The 706-nt window shown below is 62.5% G+C and carries 1 protein-coding gene; it reads left to right on the top strand.

The window, feature by feature from the left end:
• Positions 1 to 312: 312 nt before the first annotated feature.
• On the top strand, positions 313 to 706 hold a 394-nt coding region (locus I5M_RS29075; RefSeq protein WP_040771534.1), incomplete at its 3' end, for an AAA family ATPase.

Raw genomic sequence — 706 nt, 5'->3', positions numbered from 1 at the left:
GACATCGCAAGATTTTTTCCCACAAATTCAATGATCGCAGCCAACCCGCTACCCCAGCTGCATCTCACTCCCTTCCTTTGAACTTGAGAAAGCAGCGAAATCCCCAGCTTTATCGCCACTTTCCCGCAAATCCCCCCGTGGAAAAGCCACTTCCACCCGTTGCTCCCGCCCCCTCACGCGGCCATTGTCGCCGGCCAACAAGGCCTGGGTGGCCGGCTCGCGGGACGACATCGCGATACCGTTCATGATATTGTAACGGTTGAGAGATTCGCACGCGGCCGCCGAATCACGGCCAACCGAGCATCGGAACTGATGAAACTCACGCGTCTGCGCCTCCACGGGTTCAAGTCCTTCGTCGAACCCACCGATTTCATGATCGAGCCGGGCCTCACCGGCGTTGTCGGGCCGAACGGCTGCGGCAAATCGAATTTGGTCGAGGCGCTGCGCTGGGCGATGGGCGAGACCTCGCACAAATCGCTGCGCGCCACCGACATGGACGCGGTGATCTTCGCCGGGTCCGGCAACCGCCCGGCGCGCAACCACGCCGAAGTGGTGATGTCGCTGGACAATTCGGCCCGCACCGCGCCGGCAGCGCTGAACGATTCCGATACGCTGGACATCTCGCGCCGGATCGAGCGCGAGGCCGGCTCGCAATATCGCATCAACGGCCGCGAAGTCCGCGCCCGCGACGTCCAATTGCTGTTCG

This window comes from Rhodopseudomonas sp. B29 (genome assembly GCF_000333455.1).
Classification (GTDB): domain Bacteria; phylum Pseudomonadota; class Alphaproteobacteria; order Rhizobiales; family Xanthobacteraceae; genus Rhodopseudomonas.
The sequence above is the reverse complement of the archived record's forward strand: the minus strand, read 5'-3'. Positions and strand labels throughout refer to the sequence as shown.